Origin of the sequence: Ekhidna sp., from assembly GCF_965212185.1 — a bacterium.
GTDB lineage: Bacteria > Bacteroidota > Bacteroidia > Cytophagales > Cyclobacteriaceae > Ekhidna.
In genome coordinates, this window is the sequence record NZ_OZ243102.1 from 2,602,657 (window position 1) to 2,625,888 (window position 23,232).

14 protein-coding genes are annotated in these 23,232 nt (G+C 41.8%); 13 read left to right on the plus strand and 1 reads right to left on the minus strand.

What is annotated here, in order from left to right; all coding sequences use genetic code 11:
- The first annotated feature begins 18 nt into the window (after positions 1-18).
- The 13 genes from ACOMC3_RS11115 to ACOMC3_RS11175 all read left to right on the plus strand — a co-directional run bounded on the left by ACOMC3_RS11115 (position 19) and on the right by ACOMC3_RS11175 (position 21,672).
- Positions 19-360 carry a PadR family transcriptional regulator gene (locus tag ACOMC3_RS11115; protein WP_420315959.1) on the plus strand — a complete coding sequence of 114 codons (342 nt, stop codon included), beginning with the start codon at positions 19-21 and terminating at the stop codon, positions 358-360.
- Positions 357-2,954 carry an ABC transporter permease gene (locus ACOMC3_RS11120; protein ID WP_420315960.1) on the plus strand — a complete coding sequence of 866 codons (2,598 nt, stop codon included), beginning with the start codon at positions 357-359 and terminating at the stop codon, positions 2,952-2,954. Before ACOMC3_RS11115 ends, ACOMC3_RS11120 begins: the two co-directional genes overlap by 4 nt.
- Positions 2,955-2,999: 45 nt before the next feature.
- Complete coding sequence (locus ACOMC3_RS11125; RefSeq protein ID WP_420315961.1) at positions 3,000-3,602, plus strand: intradiol ring-cleavage dioxygenase; 603 nt, start codon at positions 3,000-3,002, stop codon at positions 3,600-3,602.
- 106 nt (positions 3,603-3,708) lie between these two features.
- Positions 3,709-4,593, plus strand: coding sequence for a polyphosphate kinase 2 (gene ppk2, locus ACOMC3_RS11130; RefSeq protein WP_420315962.1), 885 nt, complete (start codon positions 3,709-3,711; stop codon positions 4,591-4,593).
- An 18-nt stretch (positions 4,594-4,611) separates the two neighbouring features.
- Positions 4,612-5,031: a CBS domain-containing protein gene (locus tag ACOMC3_RS11135; protein WP_349563042.1), complete on the plus strand. Its 420-nt coding sequence runs from the start codon at positions 4,612-4,614 to the stop codon at positions 5,029-5,031.
- A gap of 98 nt (positions 5,032-5,129) precedes the next feature.
- Entirely contained in the window at positions 5,130-7,769 is a 2,640-nt protein-coding gene (locus ACOMC3_RS11140; RefSeq protein ID WP_420315963.1) for a M14 family zinc carboxypeptidase, read from the plus strand.
- Positions 7,770-7,801: 32 nt separating this feature from the next.
- On the plus strand, positions 7,802-10,936 hold the full coding sequence (locus tag ACOMC3_RS11145) for a VPS10 domain-containing protein (RefSeq protein ID WP_420315964.1): 3,135 nt from the start codon (positions 7,802-7,804) through the stop codon (positions 10,934-10,936).
- A 204-nt stretch (positions 10,937-11,140) separates the two neighbouring features.
- Complete coding sequence (locus tag ACOMC3_RS11150; RefSeq protein WP_420315965.1) at positions 11,141-13,183, plus strand: penicillin acylase family protein; 2,043 nt, start codon at positions 11,141-11,143, stop codon at positions 13,181-13,183.
- A 1,399-nt stretch (positions 13,184-14,582) separates the two neighbouring features.
- Positions 14,583-15,476 (plus strand): ABC transporter ATP-binding protein, encoded by an 894-nt coding sequence (locus ACOMC3_RS11155; RefSeq protein ID WP_420315966.1) that lies wholly within the window; start codon positions 14,583-14,585, stop codon positions 15,474-15,476.
- A gap of 25 nt (positions 15,477-15,501) precedes the next feature.
- Complete coding sequence (locus ACOMC3_RS11160) at positions 15,502-17,574, plus strand: ABC transporter permease (protein WP_420315967.1); 2,073 nt, start codon at positions 15,502-15,504, stop codon at positions 17,572-17,574.
- Positions 17,575-17,585: 11 nt separating this feature from the next.
- Entirely contained in the window at positions 17,586-19,118 is a 1,533-nt protein-coding gene (locus tag ACOMC3_RS11165; protein WP_420315968.1) for a M1 family metallopeptidase, read from the plus strand.
- 56 nt (positions 19,119-19,174) lie between these two features.
- The gene (locus ACOMC3_RS11170) at positions 19,175-19,693 is read left to right on the plus strand and encodes a GNAT family N-acetyltransferase (protein WP_420315969.1); all 519 of its coding nucleotides are present in this window, start codon (positions 19,175-19,177) and stop codon (positions 19,691-19,693) included.
- 47 nt (positions 19,694-19,740) lie between these two features.
- Positions 19,741-21,672 carry a S9 family peptidase gene (locus ACOMC3_RS11175; protein ID WP_420315970.1) on the plus strand — a complete coding sequence of 644 codons (1,932 nt, stop codon included), beginning with the start codon at positions 19,741-19,743 and terminating at the stop codon, positions 21,670-21,672.
- A 96-nt stretch (positions 21,673-21,768) separates the two neighbouring features.
- On the opposite strand, the gene ACOMC3_RS11180 is transcribed toward ACOMC3_RS11175, so the two are convergent.
- Positions 21,769-23,196 carry an SUMF1/EgtB/PvdO family nonheme iron enzyme gene (locus ACOMC3_RS11180; RefSeq protein WP_420315971.1) on the minus strand — a complete coding sequence of 476 codons (1,428 nt, stop codon included), beginning with the start codon at positions 23,194-23,196 and terminating at the stop codon, positions 21,769-21,771.
- Positions 23,197-23,232: the final 36 nt, after the last annotated feature.

A 23,232-nucleotide genomic window follows, 5' to 3' on the forward strand; every position in this document is an offset into this window, starting at 1 on the left:
CAATTATGAAATAAATCTATGAAAACCGATTCTTATCAACTTGGAGAGCTGGAAGAGCTGGTCCTCATGATCGTGGCTATTCTTAGCGAAGAAGCGTATGGAGTGAAAGTAATGGATGAAATCCTGAATCAAACCGGAAGAAAAGTCAATATCAGTGCTGTGCATACCACTCTAGATCGACTAGAGAAGAAAGACTTTGTTTCCTCCTACATGGGTGGGGCCAGTGCAGAAAGAGGTGGAAGAAGGAAACGACTATTTCGAGTGACCGCAGAAGGCAGTAAAGCTATTGAGTTTGTCCACCGAACAAGAAATGCACTGTATCAGCAAATTCCGAAAACCAGTCTTGGATTTACCCAATGAAAGAAAAAACTCCACCAAAATGGGCGTCACGATTCCTTCGTTTATTCTGCAAGGATCACTACCTCGAGCAAATCGAGGGAGATCTATTGGAGCTCTTTGAACGGAACCATTCACGCAGAAGGTTTGCATGGAATACCATCCGATTTTTAAGGTGGAGATATATAAAAGGACTGGATGATTATGAACAATTAACCACACTTGCTATGATAAAAAACCATCTCAAAGTAGCACTAAGGACCCTATCAAGACAAAAATCTTATTCAGCCATTAATATTATAGGGCTGGCAGTTGGGCTTGCTTCCTGCATGCTAATCACCATTTATGTTCAGCATGAAAAAAGTTACGATCGATTCTATCCTGATGTGGAACATATGTACCGGGTAGCCAATGGTGAACGTGGACCCTGGACTCCCCCGCTACTGGCAGAAACGATGATGCATGAAATTTCAGAAGTTGAAGTTTCTACACGAGTGGCTGGTTTATGGGAATCGCTTTTTCAAGTTGGAGAACGTAGCTTCATCCAAAATGGATCGGCTTACGCAGACCCGAATATGTTTAAAGTCTTTGAGACCACTTTCCTGAAAGGTGATCCGGAAAATGCACTTGCTGAACCCAATTCCATTGTATTGACTGAATCCCTTGCAAAGAAGTGCTTTCCTGATTCTGAAGCATATGGCAAAACAATTCTAGTAGATGAAACGAACATGAAGGTAACTGGAGTGGTAATTGATCCTCCAAAGAACACTCATTTCCCATATCAGTATGTGATTTCTGAAGTTGAACCTTACCATTCCAATTGGACTGGAAACAGTGTCTGGACCTATGCTAAGATCAATAAAAACACGAATGTGGTTTACGTGAATGATCGCTTAAGACAACTCTATAAAAAGTATGCAGGACCAGAAACCTTGAAATGGAGTGGTCATTCTTCTTTTGAGGAATTGGAAGCGGAGTACCCTGATCGGCTGTTTGGCTACACCTTATATCCGGTTACGGATATTCACCTGCACAATCCAAGATTCTCCATGAACAATGGTGGAGATTATAAAAATGTAATCATATTCTCCATGATTGCCATATTCATTTTGTTAATAGCATGCGTTAATTATATAAACATGGCAACTGCTCGATCTGCATTAAGATCAAAGGAGGTCGGTATAAGAAAAGCGCTTGGGTCATATAGAAAAAATATTGTAGCACAATTCCTCGTAGAATCAATGCTTATCACTTCTATTGCTGTGGTTTTAGCATTGATTATTGCTGGTTCTTCGATTGAATTCTTCAACCAGCTTACAGGCCGTGAGTTTACTCCCGAAGATCTATTTGCCCCGTTGAATCTATTAAATATGCTGGCGCTTCTGCTGATTGCAGGATTGCTTGCCGGATCTTATCCTGCCTATATCATGTCAGGTTTTTCTCCATTAAAAGCCTTAAGGGGACAAAAACAACAGGCGGGCAAGCGAGGACTTAGAAGTGGACTGGTAGCTTTTCAGTTTGCCATATCCGCATTCCTAGTTGCAGCTACAGTTGTCATTTATAAACAAGTTCAGCATATGCAGACGCATGATTTGGGGCTTAATATCGATCAGACCCTGGTAATTAATGGTGGCAGGGTGCTCGGAGAGAAATATGAAGTCTTTAAAACCGAATTGGAATCGCTACCAGGAATAGAGGTAGTCGGTAAGTCATCCAATGTGCCTTTCCATGGATTTGGAGACTGGTCCTATAATATACCAACTGAAGACAATCGATCTGTGGGACCTTATAACACCTTTACTTCGCACGAAATCATGGAAGTACTGGATTTAGAGATGGTGAAAGGTCGGTTTTTTACTGATAATATGTCTGATACCTCTTCAGTGATTATTAATGAATCACTGGCAAAAGAACTTGGGTGGGATGACCCTATCGGAAAAAAGGTCTCACGTCAGAGTGTATTGGATTTTACAATCGTGGGTGTGGTGAAGAATTTTAATTTCACGTCGTTAAAACATGAAATTGGCTCCATGATTTTTCGTTACGGCGGTGGGCCTTCACAAGAAATTGGTGAACACCATCAAGCCTATGTTTTAGCAAAAGTTTCCTCCAAAGATATTCTGAGTACCATCAACGAGATTGAAAAAATCTGGAACGATCATGCCCGTGATTATCCACTCGATGCTTTCTTCCTGGATGATTCCTTCCAAAAACATTATGAAGCAGAAAGAAAGTTTGGTGGGGTATTTACCACTTTTTCAATCCTGGCCATCATAATCGCATTCTTGGGATTATTTGCGTTAACGACTTTTGTACTTCAAAAACGATTCAAAGAAATAGCTGTAAGAAAAGTGTTAGGTGCATCTGTTCCATCCCTTCTTCGCATGATGATCAAAGATTTTACTCGATTGGTGGTTTTAGGTGGAGTCATTGGTATTAGTTTGGCATTTTACTGGCTCACAAATTGGCTGGAAGGGTACAGCTATCGAATCGAATTGAGTTGGTATCTTTTGATCTTTCCAATTATTTTGATCCTCGCGCTGACTTGGGTCGTTGTAAGTGCTAAGTCTTATAAAGCAGCAGTTGCTAATCCAGCAAATGCATTGAAGGAGGAATGATCAAATAACATAAATCTTAGTCTCTCGGATTTCGTAAGAAAATGCATGAAGTATATTTTAATGTTACTCGTAAATCTGGGAAGCTATTTTTTACATGCTCAAGTTGGTGGAAGATGTGAAGGGTGTGAGGCGGCTCTTGAATATAATCCAAATTTGATATCGAATGTTGATATTCTTCCTGGATTTGAACAAAACGAGCCTAAACTCATCCTTACAGGCACGGTATTTAAAAAAGATGGAAAAACTCCCGCAAGTGATGTTGTATTATATGTGTACCATACCAACAGAGATGGGGTTTACCCTCCAGCCCCAAATGCTACGGGATGGGGAAGAAGACATGGTAAACATAGAGGCTGGATAAAGACAGACAAAGACGGTAAGTATACTTTTTATACGTTCCGTCCTGCTTCCTATCCTAATAGAGATGAACCAGAACATATTCACATTACCGTTAAAGAGCCTGGAGTAATCCCATATTATATAGACGATTATCTATTTGATGATGATCCTTTGCTTACGTCACAGAAAAGACAAAGGCTAAGAAATCGAGGTGGTGTAGGTATTGTAAAATCGACAGAATTTAAAGATGACCTGATACACATCAAACGGGATATCATTCTGGGTTTAAACATTCCCAATTACAGATAAATCATAACAAGGATATCAATATTTCTGATTGTGACAATTGTCATGACCTGACCTGACCATCATCCTACTCTGCAAAGGTCGTCGAATCTACCTTGGCCTAAAACCAATGAAAAAGGGGATGGAAAACGGACAAGAAAACAAACATCTTAAGCTTACCAGGGAAGATCTGGCATTGATCAACTCAAAGGAGGGGATTCAAAAAATTCTCAGGGAGAAAAATCATGACATTGAAAAGTTGATGTTTGGGTTGAACTATCAGCATGAGCTAAAACAGCTTCAAGTAGAGTTGGTCAAACTTCAGCGAGATATCTATATGAACAACCGTCGAGTTGCCATCATCTTTGAAGGAAGAGATGCCGCTGGTAAGGGTGGTAACATCAGACGATTCATCGAACACCTCAATCCACGTTCTATGCGTGTAGTTGCATTGAGCAAACCGTCAGAAGTAGAAAAAGGCCAATGGTATTTTCAACGGTATGTCAATACACTGCCAAATCCCGGAGAAATCGCATTCTATGATCGAAGCTGGTATAATCGTGCGGTTGTTGAGCCGGTTATGGGATTTTGTACAGAACAGGAGTATAAAAAATTCCTATTGCAGGTGCCTGAGTTTGAACACATGCTTTACGAAGATGGTGTAGAAATTATCAAATTCTGGCTCTCCATATCTAAAGCAGAACAAAAGAAGCGCTTCTACTCAAGAAAGGGAGACCCACTCAAGCAATGGAAGCTAAGCCCTATCGATGAAAAAGCTCAAGAGCATTGGGATAAATACACTCACTACAAACAAGAAATGTTTTCACGTACTCACATGTCTTACAGCCCATGGATCATCATAGAAGCAAATAATAAAAAGAAAGCACGATTAGAGACCATCAGATATGTACTGAACCATTTGGATTATGAAGGAAAAGATGAAGCGAACATTTCATTAAATCCTGATCCTGAAGTAGCGATGCGCTACCATCGGGCATCAATTTCTAGTGACTAATCATTAAACTATACAATCATGAAAAAGAGAGAAAAAGTATCCAACGTCATGACGAAGGAAGTACTGACTATAAATGTGAACAATTCATTGAAAGAAGCTAATGCGCTATTCAGCAAACATAACATCAGGCACATCCCCGTAGTTGTAGGTGAAAACCTGATTGGCATTCTCAGTAAAACAGATATTCTTAGAATTAGCTTTGGCAACACCTTTGGAGATGAACAATCTGGTTCTGATGAAGCAATTTTTGACATGCTTTCAATCAATCAGGTAATGAAGCATAGTCCTGAGACTGTGGGATCAGAAGATACATTAAAACAGGCCGCAGAAATTTTAGCCAATAGAGAGTTCCATGCTCTGCCTGTGGTTGATGGTGAAAAATTGGTTGGTATCATTACCACCACAGATATCATCAAATATTTTCTTGAGCAATACTAACGCTCATACCACTTGAATAGAATAATTTCAGCTGATCACTTTACCGAAGGCAAAGTGATCAGCTCTTTGTATCTTCATAATCCTAACCTTTTAGATTTATGAAGAGAATATTATTTGCATTCCTTATTGCAGGAATTGTATCACTCGTTTCGAATGCCCAGCCTCAGGTCGTTGATCAAGTCCGATTCGCATTTGAGCCTGACTTACAAGTCAATCCAGACATTCCCTCACCTCAACAATTTTTAAATTATCCGCTTGGTGAAAACTTCACCGGCTATGCGCACATTGTCCAATACTATAAAGAATTGGCTGCCTCCTCACCCAGGGTGCTGTATAATGAATATGGTACTACCTATGAAGGTAGACCCCTCATCAACCTGGTGATCTCCTCACAAGAAAACATCAACAATATTGATGCTATCAAAGAAACACACTTGAAGCTGTTAACCGCATCAGATGCTGAAGCACAATCCATCATTGAAAACCAACCCGTTTTCACCTCCTTCTCATACAACATTCACGGAAATGAAGCCTCCTCCTCAGAAGCAGCCATGCAAGTAGCTTATCGAATGGCATCTGCCAATGATCAGGAAACACTAGACATTCTTAAAAATTCGGTCATCATCATGTACATCTGCATCAATCCAGACGGAAGAGACCGATATGTCTATTGGTACAAATCAATGAAACGATTAGGGCGAGCGGCTGTCGAGCCTAAAGATCTGGAGCACTTTGAAGACTGGCCTGGTGGAAGAACCAATCACTATTGGTTTGACCTTAACAGAGACTGGATATGGGGCGTGCATCCTGAATCCAGAGGGCATACCGGAGAATATCAAAAGTGGATGCCACAAGTGCATGTGGATTACCATGAGCAAGGCTATAATTCCAACTACTTCACCATGCCTGGAACGACTCCCAGAAATAAGCTTCTTCCGGATGCTTACGAACCATGGTCCAAAGTTTTTGGTGATGCCAACATCGCTGAGTTTGACAAGCACCAAATCAACTATTTCACAAGAGATGCTTTCGACTTCTTTTATCCAGGATATGGATCAAGTTGGCCGAGTGTCATGGGTGCTATCGGAATGCTTACTGAGCAAGGAGGTCACTCCGCTGGTGGACGAATTGTTGAAACCGATGATGGCTATCACCTGACGTTACGTCAACGTATTTTTGATCATTACACCACCTCCTTTGCTACCATCAAGGCATCTGCGAACAACCGAAAAGAATTGCTTCAATACAGCTACAATGCCTGGAAACCAACCAACAGCAAGACGAATACAAAAGCCTACTTCTTTTCTAATAACGATATGTATGCCGATGAACTTGTTCGTGTATTGAAACGTAATGGCGTTTCAGTTTACCAGTCAAAAGGCAACTTCCAGCTAGCTTCAGCAAAAGATTATCGCACAGGCATAACGGGGAGAAGATCTCTTCCACAAGGGACATATATCGTTCCAACAGATCAGCCCCGAGCACTTTTTATTAATAGCATCATGGAGCGAAACATGGCTATTGAAGACTCTGTGATGTATGACATGGCCACCTGGTCAGCTCCTATTGCTTACAACATTGAGGCCTGGTCGACAGCAGGAAGTTTTTCTGTGGATATGCAAGAGGTGATTGAGATGCCTGAAAGTCAAGGAGAGGTGGTTAACAATGAATCAAAATATGCATACGTGATCGATTGGTCGCAGCGCAATGCTCCACAAGCACTTTCCATGCTATGGGCAAAAAAATACAATGTGAGATCTGCGGAAAAACCATTCAGTGATGGGAATTATCAGTTCCCAGCTGGTTCACTCATCATATTGAAAGGTCGCAATCGAGAAAAATCAAAAACCATTGATGAGGATATCATGAAAATCGCGCTTGCCTCAGGCGTAAAGATTGTAGGCTTTAATTCTGGTAGAATGCTTACCGGAATGGATTTGGCAAACACCGGAAATCGACCAGTTAAGCAACCGAAAATTGCGATGATGGTAGATCCCCCTTTTAGCTCCTATACCGGAGGACAGATTTATTTTCTTTTCGATTGGATAACGCAACTGCCTATCGAGCGCATCCGAACAACTGCGCTGGAACAGACCAGTCTTCCAAAGCAGGGATTCCGCTTTGGAGGTGTTGACCTGAAAGATTATGATGTACTAATCCTCCCAGGAGGTGGAAACACACTAAAAGCATTATTTGGTGAAGAGCAGCAAAAAGAAATCAAAGAGTGGGTCAGTGATGGAGGAACCTTGATTGCTACAGAAAGTGCTGCATCGTTTTTCACAAAAGAAAATTCAGAAATCACTGAAGTGGAAATGAAGAAAAGTCCAAAGGACAGCAGCGATGAACGCCACTATTTGAAATATGCAGACCGGGAGGACTATTTCGGAAAGCGTAGAGTACCAGGTTCAGCGATGAACGCGATCATTGACACTACACATCCGTTGGCCTTTGGCCTAAAAGAAAACCTGTATACCCTCAAGTTTGGAAATGATGGAATCATTCCATCAGATAAGGTGCAAACAGTCGGGTATTACGATAAAGACCCGTCCCAACTTTTAGTTGCGGGCTATGCATCTAAAGAAAACCTGGAGCATATCGCAGGGCTTTCATTCGCAGGTGTTGCCTCATTGGGTGAAGGAAAGATCGTCTACCTGATTGATAACACGCAGTACCGAATGTTCTGGCTCGGGCCATCCCGAATGATGCAAAATGCTGTGATGATTCTACCAGGATTTTAAACTTAACTCACCATAACCCAACCTATTTTATCATGAAAAAATACCTCTTTATACTAGCAGCAGTGCTTACCCTAACTGCGGTCGATGCACAGAAAAAAAATAAATCAAACGATTCAGAAAAAATAGATGCATCGCTTTATGAAGGACTCAAATGGCGAAACATTGGCCCTACCCGAGGTGGCAGAAGTGTTGCTTCATGCGGTGTGGTAAATGACCCCATGACCTATTATATGGGAACGACCGGAGGAGGAATCTGGAAAACCATTGATGGAGGCATCAACTGGAAAAACATTTCAGATGGCCAATTGAAAACTGGAACTGTCGGGGCTATCTCCGTGTCTGAATCTGATCCCAATGTTGTTTACGTCGGAATGGGCGAACATGCCGTACGTGGTGTAATGACTTCAAATGGCGATGGTGTATACAAGAGCACAGATGCTGGAAAAACGTGGAAAAACATTGGACTCGATAAGTCCATGCATATTTCAGATGTTGTCATTCACCCTGCCAATCCCGATATCGTGTATGTTTCCGTTCAAGGTGCACTATACGGACCTTCCAGTGAACGAGGAGTTTTCAAATCCATTGATGGAGGTGCTAACTGGCGTAAAGTTTTATTTGTTGATAATGACACTGGAGCCTCTTCCCTATCCATGGACATGACAAATCCACGTATCTTATATGCTGCCATGTGGGATCATCAGCGCTACCCATGGACGGTAAGATCCGGTGGACCAGGATCGGGGCTTTATAAATCTGTGGATAGTGGCGAAACATGGAAAAAAATGGAAGAAGGATTACCGGAAGAATTTGGTAAAGCTGGCATTTCTGTTTCCAGAGCAAATCCTGATCTTGTCTTTGCAATTATTGAAGCGGAAAGCAGTAATAGTGGGTTATACCGATCAGATGACGCTGGGAAAAATTGGTCACAAATCAACAAGAACCGTGTATTAATTACCCGCTCATGGTACTACATGGAGGTATTTGCCGATCCACAGGATGAGAATAAGGTTTTTGTACTCAATGCACCGGTGATGAAATCCATCGATGGAGGTAGAAGCTTCTCCAATGTGTCTGTTCCTCATGGAGACAATCATCATTTGTGGATTAATCCCACAAACAACCAACTGATGATAAACTCCAATGATGGTGGAGCAAATGTTTCTTTCAATGGAGGAGATAGCTGGTCGACTCAGCAAAACCAACCGACAGCCCAATTTTATCGAGTGATCACAGATGATTTAGTTCCTTACAATGTATATGGAGGTCAACAAGACAATTCAGCTATTGCCATTCCAAGTAGAACCAATGGTTGGGGCATTGGCTGGAAAGACTGGTATTCTGTAGCCGGGTGTGAAAGTGCTTACCTGGCCTTTGATCCTAAAAATCCGGATGTTGTCTATGGGGGCTGTTATCAGGGCATCATCGAAAGATGGGTGAAATCAACCGGTGAAGGAAAACCTATCATGCAATACCTCGAACAACGTTTAAGTGGTATACCAATAGATTTTAGTCATCGATTCAACTGGAACGCACCAATTGTTGCGTCTCCTCATGATCCAAGGATCATTTATCATGCTGGGAACATCGTTTTCAAAACTGCGGATGGCGGACTAACATGGGAGACCATATCACCAGACCTGACAAGAAATGACACCACCAAGCAAGGTCCCGGAGGGTATCCATTCACCAACGAAGCTGCAGGTGGAGAAAACTATAACACAATCATGTACCTAGCCGCCTCTCCGCATGAAAAAGGAGTGATTTGGGTTGGCTCGGATGATGGGCTGGTGCACATCACAAAAGATGAAGGAGCTAATTGGACCAACGTCACACCCAAGGGATTGCAGGAGGGAATTATCAACTCGATAGAGGTTTCGCCTCATGACCCGGCTACTGCCTACATCACAGTGATGCGATACAAGTTCAATGACCTTACCCCGCTTGTTTTCAAAACCAATGACTATGGTGCAACATGGATTAAAATAACGAATGGGTTTAATGATCCAAATGGATTCCCTCGGGTAGTTCGAGAAGACCCTAAGGTGAGGGGTTTACTTTATGCAGGTACGGAAACCGGACTCTACGTGTCACCAGACGATGGTGCAAACTGGTCCAAACTTCAACTAAACTTACCGGTAGTTCCAATTAATGATTTAACGATCAGACAAAATGATCTGGTGGCTGCTACGGCCGGACGATCATTCTGGATTTTGGATGACTTAAGTGCCATTCAGGGATCTTTAGGCAAGGAAAAGAATAATGGTGCATTGTTTACCAAAGAAAATCATTACCGAATCCTAGGAGGCAGTGCACCGGTCGAAGCTGGAAAGAATCCTCCTTCAGGTGTGTCCTTTAATTACTTCCTTAGTGAAGAATTGCCGGATAGCGTGGAATTGAAAGTAGAAATACTAAACGGAGAAGAGGTCATCCGAAGCTACTCAAGCCAAAAAGATGAGTCTTTCAAAACCTGGCAAGGTGGCCCACCAGCTCCTCAGGTGCTTCCTGTCGAAAAAGGCATCAATCGCTTTACCTGGGATTTTAAGCGAGAGACGCTTCCAGCAGTAGATGGCGTGTTCTCTTTTGGTGATTACACTGGATCAAGAGTTGCACCAGACGCATACACAATCAAGCTGATGACGGAGAAAGACACTTCGTCCATTCAAGTGAATATTCTGGAAGTACCAGGACAGGAATATTCCGAAACAGCATGGAATGCACAACAAAACATGCTTACAGCAATAGAAGACATGATCCGAGACATGCACGAAAGCGTGAATACTATGCGTTCAGGAAAGGCACAACTTCAGGCCTATCAGAAAAGGCTGAAAGGCAATGAAGAAGCCAAGGACTTATTGGACACTGCAAAAGCTTTGATTCAGAAAATAGAAGATTGGGAAAACGAACTCATCCAACCAAAACAGGAAACATTTCAGGATGTGATCAACTTCCAAAATCAATTGAACAGTCAGATGATGAGTTTGAAATCGTTCGTCGATGTGGCTGATCCACGATTGACGCAAGGAGCTAAAGAACGTTTTGACGACCTGAAACAAGAATGGGAATCGTATGCTGTTCGCAGAGATGAGCTGATCAATGTGGAGTTGAAAACATTTAATGATTTGTATAAGAAACTCGATTTACCAGCAGTGATATTGGAGGATTAATTGGAGTTGGAGATTCCCAAGTCTCACTCTCCTGTCGTTCGCAAGGGAATCGGGTTCCTTTCTCAACCTTATTCCCTTGGGAAAATGACGATAGTCATTTGAGTCATGGGAATCTAATTGAAATAGAGACCACTTTTAATTAAGAACCAAAAACAGCACGTAATAAAATCTTAAATTAACAGCAGAAAGACCTGAGGATTAACCATGCGATTACTAAGTCTGATATTGCTTCTTGGATGCACGATCTGCAAGGGGCAATTCAACCCATCTGAAATAGAAATCATTCGTGATGAGTGGGGTGTGCCACATATCTATGCACCAACAGATGCCCAGGTTTCCTATGGTTTAGCCTGGGCTCATGCAGAAGATGACTTTAAAACCATACAGGAAATCTTGCTGGCAGCCAAGCAAATGATGGGACGATATCAGGGACCTGATGGAGCTCCGATTGACTATGTTGTTGGACTCTTACGATGTGAAGAAATTGTTAACGAGCATCTGGATGAAGTGAATCCGGCCTTCATCAAAATTGCAGAAGGATACATTGCAGGAATAAATGCATATGCCAAATCGCACAAAGATGAAGTGTTGGTAAAAAAAGCATTTCCAGTCACACTCACCGATATATTCAAAGCCTATGTGCTACAGTTGGCTGTTCAGGATGGAGCAGATAACCTTATTCGGAATCTTTTTGATGGGAATATTGATACGGTCGATTTTGAAACGAAGGGTTCCAATGCTTTTGCAATCAGTCGAAAAAAGACAACAAGTGATGAAGTGTTTCTGGCAGTAAACTCTCATCAACCATTGGAAGGTCCTGCGGCATGGTATGAAGCACACCTGGTCAGTGATGAGGGCTGGAACATGCTGGGAGGATTATTTCCTGGTGGACCGGTGATCTTTCATGGCACCAATGAACATCTGGGTTGGGCTCATACGGTCAACTACTTTGATAAGCGTGATGTATTTCAACTGGAAATGCATCCCGAAGAAGTGAACCTGTACCGGGTAGACGATGAGTGGCTGGAGCTCGAAAAACGAAAGATCAAGCTGAAAGTAAAAGTCTTCCTGGGAATCAAAATCGGAGTGAAACGAGAGGCTTTTCACTCGGTTTATGGGCCGGTGGTGAAGAATGACAAAGGAGCTTTCGCTTTTCATATGGCTGTATTTGATGAAATTCGTGCAATCGAGCAGTGGTATAAAATGAACAAAGCCACCAACCTTACGGAGTTCAAAGAAGCTTTGTCCATGACTGCCATACCCAGTTTCAACATCGTTTATGCAGACAAATACGACAGCCTCTTTTACGTAGGCAATGGCAAAGTGCCTGTGAGGAATCCTAAATACGACTGGAGCTCCACTATTCAAGGGAACACATCAGAAACAATTCCTCAGGGATACCATCCATTTACCGATCTTCCACAGATCACAAACCCTTCATCAGGATATCTTTTTAACACCAACAATGGAGCTTTTAATGCAACAGCTCCAACTGACAATCTCAACGTGTCTGATTACGATTCTACCATGGGATATCGTGCATTTGACAACAACCGAAGCTTTCGGTTCATGGAATTGATTGATCAGGATGACGAACTTAGTTGGAACGATTTCTTAGACATTAAATATGACGCAACACTTCCCGATTCACTGGTATATTGGATTAATCTGAATCCGGTTTTTGATCTGGACCCAGATCTGGCTGATTCCTCTTCATTGGTTTTGGAGATTATTCAGAATTGGAATAAGAATGCAGATGTGGATGCAATGGGTGCTGCACACCTGAATATTTTATATAAAGGATTAGCCCGCATTTCAGATAAGATTGATGTCAAAAACATTTCAGCCGAGCAGTATTATAAAGCTGTCGATTATGTGAGAAGATACCTGCTTCGTTATTTCGGGAAGATTGAGGTAACACTTGGTGAATATCAAAAATTAGTACGAGGGGATGACGAATACCCAATCGGCGGGTTACCGGATGTTATTGCAGCCATTAATTCTGATTATATGGGTGAAGGAAAAGTGCGAGCGAAGACCGGCGAATCGTATATTATGATGGTTCGGTACCCAAAAGAAGGTCTTCCAATTATTGAGACGGTCAACGTATTTGGTGCATCCACCCGACCAGATAGTCCGCACTATAATGACCAGATTCCATTATTCCTTAGCCAAAAGCGAAAGCCAATGACCCTGGATATCGATGAGGTAAGGAAAAATGCTGAACGCATTTATCATCCGGAGTGATGTAACAACCAATTAGCCTGTATTCCTCCACGTCTCGGTTCGTGTCTTCACGAATCGAAATGAATGTTGCTCTAAGGTTTGTGGTGACACAAAACAGGGCAGAATTCATTCAGATCCGTACTCCCTTGGGAGAATAACATCAGCTATTCGAGTCATGGGAGTCTCTGTTAACCACACTTCAAAGATTCCCAAGCCTCACTCCTTTCGTCATTCGCAAGGGAATAGGGGTATTATTACCTCACGCCTCGGTTCGTGTCCTCACGAATCGAAATGAATGTTGTGGTAAGGTATGTGGTGACACAAAACAGGGCGGAATTCTACAGATCCGTACTCCCTCTTGGGAGAGTAGCATCGGCTATTCGTGTCATGGGAGTCTCTGTTAACCACACTTCAAAGATTCCCAAGCCTCACTCCTTTCGTCATTCGCAAGGGAATAGGGGTATTATTACCTCACGCCTCGGTTCGTGTCCTCACGAATCGAAATGAATGTTGCTCTAAGGTTTTTGGTGACACAAACCAGAGCGGAATTCTACAGATCCTTGCTCCCTTGGGAGAATAGCATCGGCTATTCGAGCCATGGGAGTCTCTGTTACCCACACTTCAAAGATTCCCAAGTCTCACTCCTTTCGTCCTTCGCAAGGGAATAGGGGTATTATTTAACCACGCCTCGGTTCGTGTCTTCACGAATCCTGTAAGGCTTGTGGTAACACAAACCAGGGCAGAATTCTACAGATCCTTACTCCCTTGGGAGAATAACATCAGCTATTCAAGTCATGGGAGACTCTGTTAATCACACTTCAAAGATTCCCTAGTCTCACTCCTTTCGTCATTCGTAAGGGAATTGGGGTGTTATTAACCACGCCTCGGTTCGTGTCTTCACGAATCCTGTAAGGCTTGTGGTAACACAAACCAGGGCAGAATTCTACAGATCCTTACTCCCTTGGGAGAGTAGCATCGGCTATTCGAGTCATGGGAGTCTCTGTTACCCACACTTCAAAGATTCCAAGCCTCACTCCTTTCGTCATTCGCAAGGGAATTGGGGTGTTATTTTCACGCCTCGGTTCGTGTCCTTACGAATCGAAATGAAATATGCTGTAAGGCTTATGGTGACACAAAACAGGGCGGAATTCTACAGATCCGTACTCCCTTGGGAGAATAGCATCGGCTATTCGAGTCATGGAAGTCTCTGTTAACCACACTTCAAAGATTCCCAAGTCTCACTCCTTTCGTCATTCGCAAGGGAATAGGGGTATACAACCACCCAGCAAACACCAAACTTTAGTCATCCAACATACAAGATCGACCATTTATCATTTCGTGTCACCTCGGATCAATAAAATAAAATATATTGATACTTCTGTATCACTAACTGCATCATAATACTAAAAAAGCAATCACAATGAATCTAACTATCAGCAATCTTTCAAAAACATATTCCAATGGCGTGAAGGCGCTAAACGATGTTTCGATGGAAATACCAACAGGTATGTTTGGCCTATTGGGACCCAATGGAGCAGGGAAATCGAGTCTTATGCGTACAATCGCTACTCTTCAGGAACCAGACACTGGTAGCATCATGCTAGGGAATCTGGATGTATTGAAGGAAAAAGATGAAGTCAGAAAAATCCTGGGATACCTGCCTCAAGAATTTGGTGTGTACCCAAAAGTATCCGCCGAAGTGCTGCTCGATCATCTTGCAGTTTTAAAAGGGGTTTCCAATAAGAAAGAAAGAAAAGAGCTTGTAGAGTCTCTCTTACACAAAACAAATCTGTGGCAATCAAGAAAGAAAAACCTAGGTGGTTATTCAGGTGGTATGAAGCAACGATTTGGTATTGCGCAAGCGTTACTTTCAAACCCTAAGCTGATAATTGTAGATGAGCCTACCGCTGGCCTTGATCCCGCAGAGAGAAATCGATTCCTGAATCTCTTGAGTGAGCTTGGTGAAAATACAGTAGTAATCCTGAGTACGCATATTGTGGATGATGTAAAGGAACTATGCACCAGCATGGCAATCATCAATTTGGGGACCGTACTCTATCAAGGCAGTCCATCGAATGCATTGAATGAAATTCAAGGCAAAGTGTGGAAGAAAAAGATTGAAAAAGCCGAATTGGAACAGTATCAGAGTGAATTCACTGTTATTTCTGATCGCCTCATTGCCGGAAAACCGGAGATCCACGTGTTGTCAGATACCAAACCTGACACATCGTTCGAGAGTGTAGAAGCTGATCTGGAAGATGTGTACTTCTCACACATTCTGTCCTCCACACAGCAGGAAGCAGTTCCAGCTTAATTCCCAACCCTAAAAATTAAAAATCATGTGGTTTAAAATATTAAAATTCGAACTTCAGTATCGAAAAAAGCGACCAGCTACTTACATCTACTTTGCGATATTATTTCTAATGGCGGTACTAACTATGAGTACCGATATCATTCAGGTTGGTGGAGGATCAGGGCTGGTAAAAGAAAACTCTCCTACCACCATTGCTAATATGATGGCTATACTTTCTGGTATCATGATGATGATAACATCAGCCATCATGGGTGTAGCTGTTTTGAGAGACTTTGAGCACAACACAGAGTCTATGTTATTTACTACACCAATTTCCAAGTTCGATTATATGCTTGGACGGTTTCTTGGATCCTTCCTTGTGGTTCTATTCGTCTTCTTTGGAATGATGCTTGGCTTCATGCTGGGTGAGTTATTCAATCCAGACAAGGATAAAATGTTGCCTTTCAATCTTTATCATTACATCCAGCCTTTTATCACGATTGTATTAACCAATCTATTCTTTTCAAGTGCACTGTTTTTTGTGACAGGTGCACTTTCCAGAAAAATGGTGACGGTTTATGCTCAATGGATCTTACTATTCGCAGTGTATCAAGTGGCACTCATATTAACGAGTGAGGTAGACAACAGAAACCTTGCAGCCCTCATTGATCCTTTTGCCATTCGAACCATTCAAAATAAAATTCAGTACTGGACTGTCGCAGAACAAAACAGCATGGTAGTACCCTTTGATGGGGTAGTCATGTGGAATCGTTTGATGTGGACTGGGATTGGATTAGTAGCACTCATTATCGGATATTTTTCATTCAGCTTCAATGTGGTGAGAAAGTCATGGTTCAAGAAAAAAGCTGCTAAAGCAGAATCTGCTTCCAAAACAAGTATATCAATCCCAACAGTGAGTTTCAACTTTGGTTTTGGAACGTATATGCTTCAACTAAGAAAACAGACCTGGTTTTACTTCAAAACAGTGATCAAAAGCATTCCCTTTCAGGCCATTATTGCATTTGGTCTCTTTCTAATGATTGTTAATTCATTCTTCGTTGGAAGGGTTTTTGGAACGTACACTTACCCTACCACCTACTTAATGTTAGAATTGATAACCGGGTCATTTGGTCTGTTCTTTTTGATCATTCTGGTTTTCTATTCCGGAGAGTTGGTGTGGCGTGAACGAGATGTGAAAATCAATCTAATCCAGGATGCACTCCCCATGCCTGACTTTATTAGTCTGGTGAGCAAATTCTTAGGTTTAATGCTCGTATTTGTCATTCTCAATCTTTTCCTGATTGGGTCTGGAGTAGTCATTCAAGCATTCAAAGGATATTATAAATTTGATATCCCTGTTTACTTCTATACGCTGTTTTCAGAAACCATGTCCTTTGTCATTTTATTCTCACTGCTTGCATTTTTTGTGCAGGTGATGGTCAATAATAAGTTTCTTGGACATGCAGTGGTGATCGTTTTCTTTATTGCCACCGGGATCCTTGATTTATTAGGTGTAGAACATAGTTTATTCCAGTTTGGAAGTGCCAGTCTAGGCACCTATTCAGAAATGAATGGTTATGGTCACTTTGTGACAAGCTTTTCATGGTTTGACCTATACTGGCTTGCATTCAGCATCTTCCTTTTTGGAGTCGCAGTGGTTTTTGCAGTAAGAGGTTCAGAAGCTGCCATGAAATGGAGATGGCACATTGGAAAATTGAGGTTATCCAGACCAATTATGACACTCATTATAACCACATTTCTAACTTTCATCTTATCGGGTTGCTATATTTTCTACAACACCAATATTGAAAATACTTACAGGAATTCTGATGAGCAGGAGGCAATACAAGCTGATTACGAACGAGCATTGAAGAAGTACGAATTCATTAAACAGCCTAAAATTACTTCCATGAATGTACAGTCTGAATTGTATCCATACGACAGAGATTACAGCATGGAGGGGACTTATATTCTTAAGAATTTTGAAGATCAGCCCATTGACAGCATCCATTTACAACTTGGACTGGACGAGGATCTTACCTATGAAACCGTAACCTTTAGCAGACCTACTACCATCGTAGAAAGCTATGATGAATATCGTTATACATTCATAAGTTAGATGATCCATTGATGCCAGGGGATTCAATCACCATGGATTTCAAATATTTTTTTGATACCAAAGGTTTTAAAGAGTCCGGTTCGAACACCAGCATTGTATTCAATGGCACCTTTTTAAACAATGGTAGCTTCCCAAGCCTGGGTTATAGTGCCGGTAATGAGCTTGGAAGCGATGATGACAGGAAAGACAATGATTTGGAGCCTAAAGAGCGAATGATGGGGCGAGATAATCCAATTGGATTAGGTCAGAACTTTATTAGCGATGATTCACATGGAATTGATTTTGAGATTATAGTGGGAACCGTTCCTGATCAAATTGCGATTGCACCTGGTTACCTACAACGTGAATGGGAAGAAAATGGCAGACGCTATTTCCATTACAAAATGGATCAAAAAATGATGCCATTTTTTAATATCGTTTCCGCTGAGTATGAGGTGGTCAAAGACAAAACAACCATTGCATTAAATGACTCAACAAATAGAGAAATTGATTTGGGCATTTATTACCACAAGGGACATGAATACAACTTGGAGAGTATGATGAAGGGCATGAAACATTCCTTCAAATATTTCTCAGAAAACTTCAGTCCCTATCAGTATCGTCAAATGAGAATCCTGGAATTCCCTCGATATGCCTCATTTGCTCAATCTTTTGCTAACACGGTACCTTTCTCAGAAGCTATAGGCTTCATGGTGAAGGTTGAGGAAGAAGATGATGTGGATGTCACCTATTTTGTCACAGCTCATGAGCTGGCTCACCAGTGGTGGGGACATCAACTATTTCCAGCCAATGTACAGGGTAGTGCCGTTCTTTCAGAGACACTTTCACAATACTCTGCCCTAATGGTGATGAAGCAGGAGTATCCGCAAGAGCATCTCAAAGAGTTTCTCAAAGAGGAGCTAAACAGGTATTTGAGGGGAAGAACTACTGAACAGAAAAAGGAAATGCCTTTAGCATTGGCAGAGAACCAAGCTTATATCCACTATGGAAAAGGTGCCAATATCATGTATGCATTACAGGATTACATAGGTGAGGACAGTGTTAATGTTGCACTCAATCGTCTCATTATAGATTGGGGAAATAATACACTTGAACGAAACGGACGTTACGCAACAACCATTGATTTGATTGGTTATTTGCGAGAAGTTACTCCTGACAGTTTACAAGAGGTAATTACTGACTTTTTTGATAAAATCATCCTGTACGAAAATAAGGTTGATGATGCTACTTATCAGGAACTTGGTGATGATAAATTTTTGGTGAAACTTGAATTAAACACCAAGAAAATGGAATCCGACAGTCTTGGATTGTCAACCCAGGTAGCTATCAATGATTGGATTGATGTGGGCGTTTACACCGAAGATGAGAATGGAGATGAAAAATTTATCTACTTGAAAAAACATAAATTCTCAAGTGATGATAATGTGATTGAAATCGAGGTTGATCAAAAACCTTCATCTGCTGGAGTAGATCCTTTGAATAAACTCATTGACAGAAATCCTGAGGATAACACCAAAAAATTATCCCTGGCAGAATCTTCATGACCCAATAAATGAATTAGAAAGACAGCTGACATAGTTAGCTGTCTTTTTTATTTAAAATGGAAACGCTGCAATTATACTTAAGACCTATAACATCTGATGATGCCAACTTTCTTTTGAAGTTGATGAACACCGATAAATGGCATCAAAACATTGGAGATCGATCAGTCTATACGAAGGAAGATGCGCTTCAATATATGGCGGATCGGATGGATCCTGATTTAGCTAAAAAAGGATTCGTAAATCACGTGATGGTTGAAAAAGAATCAGGTCTTTCAGTAGGGACCTGTAGCCTTCATGATAGAGAAGGTGTTGAAGGAATGGATATAGGATATGCGCTTCTGCCTGACTTTGAAGGTAGAGGATACGCCTACGAAGGTGCACAAGCTATGGTCAAACTGGCATTTGAAAAATACAATCAAAAGCAAGTGAGTGGAATCACCACGGACGAAAATCAAGGTTCGTGTCGCATATTGGAAAAATTAGGCTTTAAATACCAGGGTTACATTCAATTACCTGATAATCCTGAAAACATCAAATGGTATATTCTACCATTAAGTGACTGGCAATCAGAATGAAGCATTCAAAATCATTAAATTGTAATAAAAACAACCATCCAAACACTATGAAATTACTTACCAGACTAATCGCAATCAGCATGATAGCTGCTTGCTCAGCACCTAAAGAAGAGGCTGTTGAAGTTAAAAGCTATACGATCGCTCAATTCTATGAGAATGTAGGTGTAGGAGGTGGGAGCTTCTCACCTGACGAATCCAAGCTATTGATAAACAGCAATGAGACCGGAATCTATAATGTCTACGAAATCGACATTGCCACAGGTGAAAAAACGCAGCTCACCAGCTCCACGGAAGAATCCTATTTTGGTCAATCATACTTTCCGAATGACAATCGTGTGATCTTCTCCTTTGATGAGGGAGGAAATGAAAATTTCAAAGTTTTTATGATGAACCCGGAAGGTCAATCAAAAGACTTAACTCCTGGCGACAGCATCAGAAATGGCTTTTGGGGCTGGAGCAGGGACGAGGAAAGTATGTACCTGACCTCCAACAAACGAGACCCGCGGTATATGGATATCTATGAGATGCAGATTGCATCCATGGATGATGAAATGCCGGTGAGCGAAATAATCTATCAAAACAATGATGGTTTGAACGTTGGCGCCATTTCTCCAAATGAGAGATTCTATGCCCTGACTCAGGCAATCACCAGTGCAGATGGTAAAATGTTCCTCTACGATCGTGAGACCGGAGAAAAAACAGACATTTCAATTCATGAAGGAGATGCAACCTATAACCCTCAATTTTTCAGCCTGGATAATAAAAACTTGTATTACACCACGGACGAAGGATCAGATTTTGTCTATTTGGCCAAAAGAGATCTTGAAACCGGTGAAGTTGAAACCATCTTCGAGACCAATTGGGATGTATGGTATGCGTATGATTCATGGAATGAAAAATATCGGGTGATTGGTATCAACCAGGATGCAAAAACGGTAGTAAAAATCTTCAATCAGGAAACCGGTGATGAAGTACAGCTACCGGAAATTGAAGGAGGCAGTATTGCTTCCGTCAACATATCTAAAAGTGAAAATCTCGCACGGTTGACCGTGAGTACTTCTGCATCTCCAAGCAATATCTACGTTTACAATTTTGAAACCGGAGAGCTTAAAAAGCTAACGGATACCCTAAATCCAGAAATCAATGCAGATGACCTGGTTGAAGGACAGGTCGTTAGGTATGCATCCTTTGATGGGTTGGAAATTCCTGCGATTTACTATCAACCAAAACAAGCGTCAGCTGATAACAAAGTACCCGGACTGGTTTGGGTACACGGTGGACCTGGAGGTCAATCACGTTTGAACTACTTTCCATTGGTACAGTACCTGGTAAATCAAGGATATGCGGTACTCGCCGTTAACAACCGTGGAAGCGGTGGTTACGGGAAGGAATTCAACCACCTGGATGACAAGAATCATGGAGACAAAGACCTGAAAGATTGTGTCGCCAGTAAAGATTTTCTTGCTTCTACCGGAGTAGTAGACATGGAAAAAGTAGGAATCATTGGAGGCTCATATGGTGGCTATATGGTGATGGCTGCTCTTGCCTTTGAGCCGGAAGCTTTCGATGTGGGTGTCAATATTTTTGGTGTGACCAACTGGTTAAGAACATTGAAGTCCATCCCTCCATATTGGGAGAGCTTTAGAAAAGCATTGTATGATGAATTGGGTGATCCAACTACAGAGGATTCTGTTAGGTTGTATGAGATCTCTCCATTGTTCCATACAGAAAATGTAACCAAGCCGCTCATGGTGCTACAAGGTGCAAATGACGTACGGGTACTTCAGATTGAATCAGATGAAATTGTGGCAGGTGTACGAGCGAATGGCGTACCAGTAGAATATGTGGTATTCGATGATGAAGGTCATGGCTTCCGAAAAAATGAAAATGCCATTGAAGGATACGGTCAAATCAAAGTTTTCCTTGACAAGTACCTTAAGGGTGAAGAGACAGAGGCCTCAGCAGCTGGTTCACTATAACATTAACAAACGAATGTAAAGGCAGCTTATGGCTGCCTTTTTTTTGATCCATATGAAATGCTTATTTGGTTTAGACGTTATTCGGCTTGTTATTATTTATGGTGCCGTACGAGACGCTCGATAGCCGTAAGCTGCATTTCTTGGCCCTCCACTCCATGCACCGTAGGTCCGATAGGCGATGGGACTAAATGGATTAAAATCTGTGATTTCACCTTTCACACCATAATATCCGCCTCCTCGATATCCATACCCTTTGACTTCCTGAAAACCTTCAGGCCAATCATCCACATTGGCGTATCCATAGTAACTGATGGACCCATCTCCATGTACGCCTGTAAACGCTCTACCCACTTCATCACCTACTGTGATCACCTTCTCCCACATGCTACCCGCCAGGTTCATTACCCAGTAATAAGAAGCTCCGAATTGCGCTCGGTTTGACTCGGTTAGATCTGCTTCTGTGAGGCCATTGAGCATTACTTGATTCTGCGTGTATGGATCAATGCGAAGCGCCATGTCATCGATAGACGATGTGTTCCATGGATATTCTTGCCCCATTGGTTTTGACGGTCCCCTGGATGCCTTGGTAAATTCAAACTCGGTGTAAGGACGTAAAGCCGCCCAATCGGTGAATGCCATCATATCATCCCAATGGAAATACACATTCCGGCGCTCAGGAGCCTCTGCTACATATTTACTGTCTTTTAAACGGATGGTGCCTCCATGCTTTTTATAATTTGGTGATCCAAAATTGGCCCTTACCGTCGCAGCAGTACTACCAATCAGATTCAAAAATTTTGCATAAAGCCCTTGCGTGACCTCATACTTCATGATGTAATAGGCATTATACCCTTTGGGAAAACTCGAAGGAATTGGGCCTTGCTGATCGCCCTGATAAATTTCTTCTTCACTTTGATAGTACAAACTCCCTTTCTCAGGGCCTACGGATATCTGCTGATCTTCAGCAGTGATTTTGATAAGACCATCAAAATTGCCTTCCTCATCTGACTGATAGAATGCACCAAAGTTGAGTGCTTTTTCATCCGGATCTCCCAAGGTGAAACCTCCCTCTGGGATATAAACCATTTCAATCGCTATTGGCTCTACTCGCTCAAAGCGTGTCCTAATTCTCGTTTTTGCTGTGTCTCTTTCCACTGTAATGTGATAGAGTACATCCCCCCGATATTTTGAGGCTCCATAAACAAACAAGCCAGTTCCATCTTCCGCCACTTCTATTTTCGCATCAGGCATAGACGGATCACCTTTCCAAAGCATCCTGCCCGTTCCAGGCTTCAGGTATTGATGGCTGGAATTGTTTCCCTGGTCCAGTTTAAAAAACACCCACGATGCATCGTGATTTCGATCATTGTTCCAGCTGTTCTTCCATTCGATAGTGAAATTGATGGCATAGGGTCTGTCACCAAAGGCTCTGATGGTTTCTACATAGGTGACATTAACATCTGTAGCAAACCCATATGAAACAGAGCAAATCAATATTAGTCCTATAGTTGTTTTGATATTCATAACGTGCGTTTTTGACGAAATCTCAATTTAACCAGT

Coding starts and splice junctions, on each gene's coding strand:
- ACOMC3_RS11150 (WP_420315965.1), top strand. CDS start 11,141: ATGCGATTACTAAGTCTGATATTGCTTCTTGGATGCACGATCTGCAAG.
- ACOMC3_RS11115 (WP_420315959.1), top strand. CDS start 19: ATGAAAACCGATTCTTATCAACTTGGAGAGCTGGAAGAGCTGGTCCTC.
- ACOMC3_RS11170 (WP_420315969.1), top strand. CDS start 19,175: ATGGAAACGCTGCAATTATACTTAAGACCTATAACATCTGATGATGCC.
- ACOMC3_RS11135 (WP_349563042.1), top strand. CDS start 4,612: ATGAAAAAGAGAGAAAAAGTATCCAACGTCATGACGAAGGAAGTACTG.
- ACOMC3_RS11145 (WP_420315964.1), top strand. CDS start 7,802: ATGAAAAAATACCTCTTTATACTAGCAGCAGTGCTTACCCTAACTGCG.
- ACOMC3_RS11165 (WP_420315968.1), top strand. CDS start 17,586: ATGCCAGGGGATTCAATCACCATGGATTTCAAATATTTTTTTGATACC.
- ACOMC3_RS11125 (WP_420315961.1), top strand. CDS start 3,000: ATGAAGTATATTTTAATGTTACTCGTAAATCTGGGAAGCTATTTTTTA.
- ACOMC3_RS11180 (WP_420315971.1), bottom strand. CDS start 23,196: ATGAATATCAAAACAACTATAGGACTAATATTGATTTGCTCTGTTTCA.
- ACOMC3_RS11175 (WP_420315970.1), top strand. CDS start 19,741: ATGAAATTACTTACCAGACTAATCGCAATCAGCATGATAGCTGCTTGC.
- ACOMC3_RS11140 (WP_420315963.1), top strand. CDS start 5,130: ATGAAGAGAATATTATTTGCATTCCTTATTGCAGGAATTGTATCACTC.
- ppk2 (WP_420315962.1), top strand. CDS start 3,709: ATGAAAAAGGGGATGGAAAACGGACAAGAAAACAAACATCTTAAGCTT.
- ACOMC3_RS11120 (WP_420315960.1), top strand. CDS start 357: ATGAAAGAAAAAACTCCACCAAAATGGGCGTCACGATTCCTTCGTTTA.
- ACOMC3_RS11155 (WP_420315966.1), top strand. CDS start 14,583: ATGAATCTAACTATCAGCAATCTTTCAAAAACATATTCCAATGGCGTG.
- ACOMC3_RS11160 (WP_420315967.1), top strand. CDS start 15,502: ATGTGGTTTAAAATATTAAAATTCGAACTTCAGTATCGAAAAAAGCGA.